Origin of the sequence: Nitrincola sp. A-D6 (assembly GCF_000764495.1) — a bacterium.
Lineage (GTDB): Bacteria > Pseudomonadota > Gammaproteobacteria > Pseudomonadales > Balneatricaceae > Nitrincola.
Window position 1 is genome coordinate 1 of record NZ_JRLB01000018.1, and the last position, 4,817, is coordinate 4,817.

Below are 4,817 nucleotides of genomic sequence, written 5' to 3' on the forward strand. Positions count from 1 at the left end.
TGTAGGAGCTCACTCTGTGAGCGCACCCTTCGCCCGGGGACCGGGCTCCTACAGGTTGTTATGAGGTGCCAACCAGTTAATTTCTATCGCGGTTGCCGGGCCGATCACGGCATGATCCAGGCTCGGTGGCAACATTAGCCAACCGGGGGAGACTTGCAGACGGCCACTCATGATTTCAGCACGTGTTTGAGGATACAGCGGATACTGGGTAGGATCGGCATAGCCATCCGGCCAGAGGGGCTCCAGAGTATCCATATCATATTTGTCGGTCGCGCCCAGCGTGTGCAGCAGTTCATGCGCCGCCACCAGATTATTACGCCCGGCATGGGCCTCTCCGGCATAGCCATTAACCAAGCCAATCAGTCCTTTCTGCAAACCCAGCGAATGCTGCATGGGGCCGGGATTATCCTGGGCATAGAAACGAATGAAGACCCGAATGGCATGAGGTTCACGAACCGAATCATCATGCGCCACACCCAAAAGCGCATTTTCAACGCCCAGATCACCGCATCAACAATACTGGGTTCGAGCGGAATATCGGGAGGCAGAACATCCAGCTGCGCCGCCAGATTCACCTGTATAGGTTGCTCCAGCCCCAGACGATAACGGCGCGATTCACGATCAAAAAACGCTTCCATATCATCAAAACTGGCATCAGACAGGGTGTCTATCCAGGCTTGCGTGGCAGGATCATCATCCGCATTGAGAGGATAAATCCATACAGTGGCAGGAGTTTGCCAGTTTTCCTGACGCGTTTGCGAAAACCACACATTCAGCAGCAGTACCATCACTAACAGTGTCAGCAGCAAGGTACGCAAAAGACTGAAGAGTGCGCGGCGGGTCATGGATATTCATCTACCTCATTTAGAAAACTCTCACATAAAAATGCCTGCAACAACAAGATAACGCAACAGCTTACCCAGTGCGATAGTCAATACACTCAAACTGAAGCGCACACCCAGCCAACCGGCCACAAAACACAAGGGATCACCAATAATCGGTAACCAGGCCATCACCAGTGCCAATGCTCCATAACGTTCAATCCAGCGCCGCGCATGCTGATGCTGTGGTTTCTCCAGTGTTTTTAGCGGATAGCGGGTTCGCAGCAGTGCTCCCATGCCAAAGGTCACCAGGCTGCCCAACAGATTTCCGGCCGTTGCGCTCAGGATCAAGGGTGTGAGTGGATAGTCTCCCTGATGCACCATCCAGGCCAGCAGGGCTTCAGAACCGCCAGGTAGCAAGGTTGCCGAGATAAAGGCACTGACAAACAGTGCCAGTAAACTAACCTCCATTCCCCACCAGCGTTATCATACGGGTCTGACCCAGGCATTTGGAGCCGTTTGATGCTCTTCAATCAATGCCAGAAACGCCTCACCATACAGATCAAATTTACGCTCACCTATACCGCTCAGACTGCGCATCTGCTGTTCAGTCTGAGGACGATAGATCACCATCTCCATCAGCGTGGCATCATGAAAAATCACATAAGGCGGCACGTCCTGCTCCTGAGCCAAACGTTTACGCAGGGCACGTAAATCTTCCCAGAGATTTTCTTCAGCAGGCTCCAGGCGACGCATGGCCGGATTGGCCCGATCACGCCGCGCGGCGCTGCGATAATCTTTCTTGCCTTTACCAGAAGGTATACGAGGATCTTTGCGCAGCTCAATGGTTTCTTCACCTCGTAGCAAGCCACGACAGCGATCATTCAGCAACAGCACGCCATGCCCTTCGGCATCCACATTCAACAAGCCTCGTGCAACCAACTGGCGAAACACCGAGCGCCACTGATTACGATCCAGCTCCTTGCCAATACCCCAGGTGCTGATACGCTGATGCTGGTTCTGGAGAACTTTATCTGTCTCCTGCCCCAGTAATATATCCACCACATGATTCACACCAAAGCGCTGACCACTGCGATAAACTGCTGACAGCGCCTTGCGTGCCGCATCAGTAGCATCCCAGACAGGCACAGGTTCAAGACAGGTATCACAGTTCCCACAAGGCGGATGATCCGGCTCACCAAAGTAGCTCAACAACACCTGACGACGGCAGGTAGTGATCTCACACAACCCCAGCATCGCCTCCAGCTTTTGCCGCTCCACCTGTTTATAACGATCTTCAGCCTGTGAGCTTTCCAGCATTTGTCGCAAAAACAATACATCCTGCAAGCCATACACCATCCAGCATCGGCCGGTAAGCCATCACGCCCTGCACGCCCGGTTTCCTGGTAATAAGCTTCAATTGAACGGGGCAGATCCAGGTGTGCCACAAAACGCACATTGGGTTTATCGATGCCCATACCAAAGGCAATGGTGGCCACCATTATGATCGATTCTTCAGTCAGAAAACGGTGTTGATGGTGTTGGCGCAGATCTGCCGATAATCCCGCGTGGTAAGGCAAGGCGTTAAAGCCTTATCACACAAAAATGCAGCGGTTTCTTCCACGCGTTTACGCGATAGACAGTAAACGACACCGACATCCTGCTCATGCTCGGTGCGGATAAAACGCAGCAATTGTTCACGGGCTTTCTCTTTCTGACCGATGCGGTAGCGGATATTGGGGCGGTCAAAGCCCTGAACAAACAGCCGGGCATTGGTCAATTCCAGACGTTTAACAATTTCATCACGCGTACGCGCATCGGCTGTAGCCGTTAAGGCAACCCGTGGCACCCCCGGAAACAAGTTTGCCAACTGTCCCAACTGCATATATTCAGGACGAAAGTCATGCCCCCACTGCGACACACAATGGGCTTCATCGATAGCAAACAGCGCAACTTCAGTACGTTGCAGCAAAGACAAGGTACGCGGCTGCAATAAGCGCTCAGGGGCAACATAGAGCAGATCGAGCTGTCCAGTCAGCAACTGTTGCTCCGTCTGCTGCAGCTGTTCAAAGGCAATCGACGAATTCAGGCAACCCGCCCGAATCCCCAACTGAGACAAGGCACTCACCTGATCCTGCATCAACGCAATCAGCGGTGAAACTACAACTCCGGTACCGCTGCGCACCAAAGATGGCAACTGGTAACACAGGGATTTCCCCCCACCGGTTGGCATTACTACCAGTGCATCCTGGCCAGACAGCAAGGTGCCGACCACCTCATCCTGCGGTGGACGGAACTGGCTAAAACCAAAAACTTCAGCCAGATTTTTTCGGGCAGATTCAAATAACGCGGCGTGTTGTGTCATGGGCGGGTATTATCCGCGAACCCCCGCAGCTTGTCATCCGTGAATCTGCTTAACCCCGTCAACCCGCGGCGCGTTCTTCTCCATTATCCGCAACAGTACCCAGCTTGTTTTTTAGCTCTTCCTTAATCTCGGCTTCAATTTTCTCGCGCTCTTCAGGCGGTAAACTAGCCAATTGCTCCTCGGTTATTCCTTTCGACTGCAAATAGGCATAGCGAATACGCTCGGCCGGGGTCATATCCAACAGTGCCAACAGCTGATCCCGAACGGCCTCACGTTGCTCTTGCAAGGTCACTTCATCAGCAGGCTTCGAATTCTCAGATGTATCAGGCAACTTCGTTTGCTGAGAAGGCTGCTGTAGCATCTGTTCAAGCAGATCGCCAAACCCGCCCGATGCAGTTGATTTATTAACCCTTGAACTGCTGTCAGGGTGCCCTATACGTGCATTGTTAACCTGTGTCTGATCAATTCTCATCTCTCATTCTCCTATTCAGACTTTTACCTCCTTAACAAAAGAATTAAAAGCAAAACACAGACCAATAAAAAAATCGCTACACAGAAACAAAGGCTTGCCTTATGATGAAAAAAATATCATAGGTAACAGAGACCAACATTGACACAAAGCGGCAGCCACTTGCCGCCCCTACTCCCTCAGACTTAATGACACAACCAGCATGCACTTGATCAATTGCCAGAACCAGCAACAGGGTGACGCCATTTTAGCCATCTTTAACGATGCCATCCTCAACACCACGGCCCTGTACGAATACCTGCCCCGTGACCGACAGACCATTGACCGCTGGTTTGCCGATAAGCAACAACTCAACCTGCCAGTGATCGGTGCCGTTGATGAACACGGGCAACTGATGGGGTTTGCCAGCTATGGTCGCTTTCGTCCCTACCCCGCCTTTAATAGCACCGTCGAACACTCTATTTATCTGCACCCGAACTATCGTGGCCAGGGAATCGGCAAAGTACTACTGCAAGCACTGATCGAACGCGCTAATTCACAGCAATACCACTGCATGATCGGGCTATCGATGCCGACAATACCGCCAGCATCGCCTTGCACCAGGCACTGGGATTCCAGGAAACCGGCAGACTGCCCCAGGTTGGCTACAAATTTGATCGCTGGTTAGATTTGGTGTTTTATCAAAAGGTATTGGGCGCTTAAGCTGGGCAAACCCTTGGAATACATCCGCTTCGGCGTTAAGATCGGCCAACAGTCACACAATCAGAGGCCCGTTTATGTCATCCAAAGTTTACTGCACCGCTCAATTCCTTCCCAAACCCGGAAAAGACACTGAACTGTTCAAAGTCCTGCAATCCCTTGAACCTAACACCCTAAGAGAAGACGGCTGCATTCAATACACCGTCACCCGCCAGATCCAAAGCTCCTTTGCCGAAGGCACCAGTTTCCCCATCGTCTTCCATGAAATCTGGAAAGACATGCCAAGCTTTGAAGCTCACTGCCAACGCGATGAGATCAGCAACTTTTTCGAACGCTACTGCCTAGCTGAAGATGGGCTAGCCGCTGACTGGAATGTGTGCGTTTATTCGGATGAGGCTGAGCCCCCACTTTTTAGGTGCCCGCCCCTATTGTAGGAGCCTAGTCCCTCTTTGTTAGAGCCTAG

Annotated in this window: 6 protein-coding genes and 1 pseudogene; 2 read left to right on the plus strand and 5 right to left on the minus strand. The window is 52.0% G+C overall.

Annotation, left to right across the window (positions count from 1 at the left end; genetic code table 11):
• Positions 1 to 48: 48 nt before the first annotated feature.
• The 5 genes and pseudogenes from LH51_RS18785 to LH51_RS18795 all read right to left on the minus strand — a co-directional run bounded on the left by LH51_RS18785 (position 49) and on the right by LH51_RS18795 (position 3,658).
• On the minus strand, positions 49 to 393 hold the full coding sequence (locus LH51_RS18785; RefSeq protein WP_052063424.1) for a hypothetical protein: 345 nt from the start codon (positions 391 to 393) through the stop codon (positions 49 to 51).
• Positions 360 to 845: a hypothetical protein gene (locus LH51_RS18790; protein WP_052063425.1), complete on the minus strand. Its 486-nt coding sequence runs from the start codon at positions 843 to 845 to the stop codon at positions 360 to 362. Before LH51_RS18790 ends, LH51_RS18785 begins: the two co-directional genes overlap by 34 nt.
• A gap of 30 nt (positions 846 to 875) precedes the next feature.
• Entirely contained in the window at positions 876 to 1,292 is a 417-nt protein-coding gene (locus LH51_RS04055; protein WP_036519998.1) for a YqaA family protein, read from the minus strand.
• Positions 1,293 to 1,307: 15 nt separating this feature from the next.
• A pseudogene (gene recQ, locus LH51_RS04060) lies at positions 1,308 to 3,186 on the minus strand (DNA helicase RecQ).
• A gap of 58 nt (positions 3,187 to 3,244) precedes the next feature.
• The gene (locus tag LH51_RS18795) at positions 3,245 to 3,658 is read right to left on the minus strand and encodes a hypothetical protein (RefSeq protein WP_052063426.1); all 414 of its coding nucleotides are present in this window, start codon (positions 3,656 to 3,658) and stop codon (positions 3,245 to 3,247) included.
• A 199-nt stretch (positions 3,659 to 3,857) separates the two neighbouring features.
• Here LH51_RS18795 and LH51_RS04070 point away from each other — a divergent pair, with 199 nt between their 5' ends.
• Together LH51_RS04070 and LH51_RS04075 are read left to right on the plus strand one after the other, a co-directional pair.
• The gene (locus tag LH51_RS04070; RefSeq protein ID WP_235263502.1) at positions 3,858 to 4,322 is read left to right on the plus strand and encodes a GNAT family N-acetyltransferase; all 465 of its coding nucleotides are present in this window, start codon (positions 3,858 to 3,860) and stop codon (positions 4,320 to 4,322) included.
• Between the two features lie 109 nt (positions 4,323 to 4,431).
• Positions 4,432 to 4,788, plus strand: coding sequence for a putative quinol monooxygenase (locus LH51_RS04075; RefSeq protein WP_036519999.1), 357 nt, complete (start codon positions 4,432 to 4,434; stop codon positions 4,786 to 4,788).
• The last annotated feature ends 29 nt before the right edge of the window (positions 4,789 to 4,817 follow it).

Excerpts from the sequence above, each read along its gene's own strand:
- LH51_RS04070 (WP_235263502.1), top strand. The coding sequence starts at position 3,858 with ATGCACTTGATCAATTGCCAGAACCAGCAACAGGGTGACGCCATTTTA.
- LH51_RS04055 (WP_036519998.1), bottom strand. The coding sequence starts at position 1,292 with ATGGAGGTTAGTTTACTGGCACTGTTTGTCAGTGCCTTTATCTCGGCA.
- LH51_RS04075 (WP_036519999.1), top strand. The coding sequence starts at position 4,432 with ATGTCATCCAAAGTTTACTGCACCGCTCAATTCCTTCCCAAACCCGGA.
- LH51_RS18790 (WP_052063425.1), bottom strand. The coding sequence starts at position 845 with ATGACCCGCCGCGCACTCTTCAGTCTTTTGCGTACCTTGCTGCTGACA.
- LH51_RS18795 (WP_052063426.1), bottom strand. The coding sequence starts at position 3,658 with ATGAGAATTGATCAGACACAGGTTAACAATGCACGTATAGGGCACCCT.
- LH51_RS18785 (WP_052063424.1), bottom strand. The coding sequence starts at position 393 with ATGCAGCATTCGCTGGGTTTGCAGAAAGGACTGATTGGCTTGGTTAAT.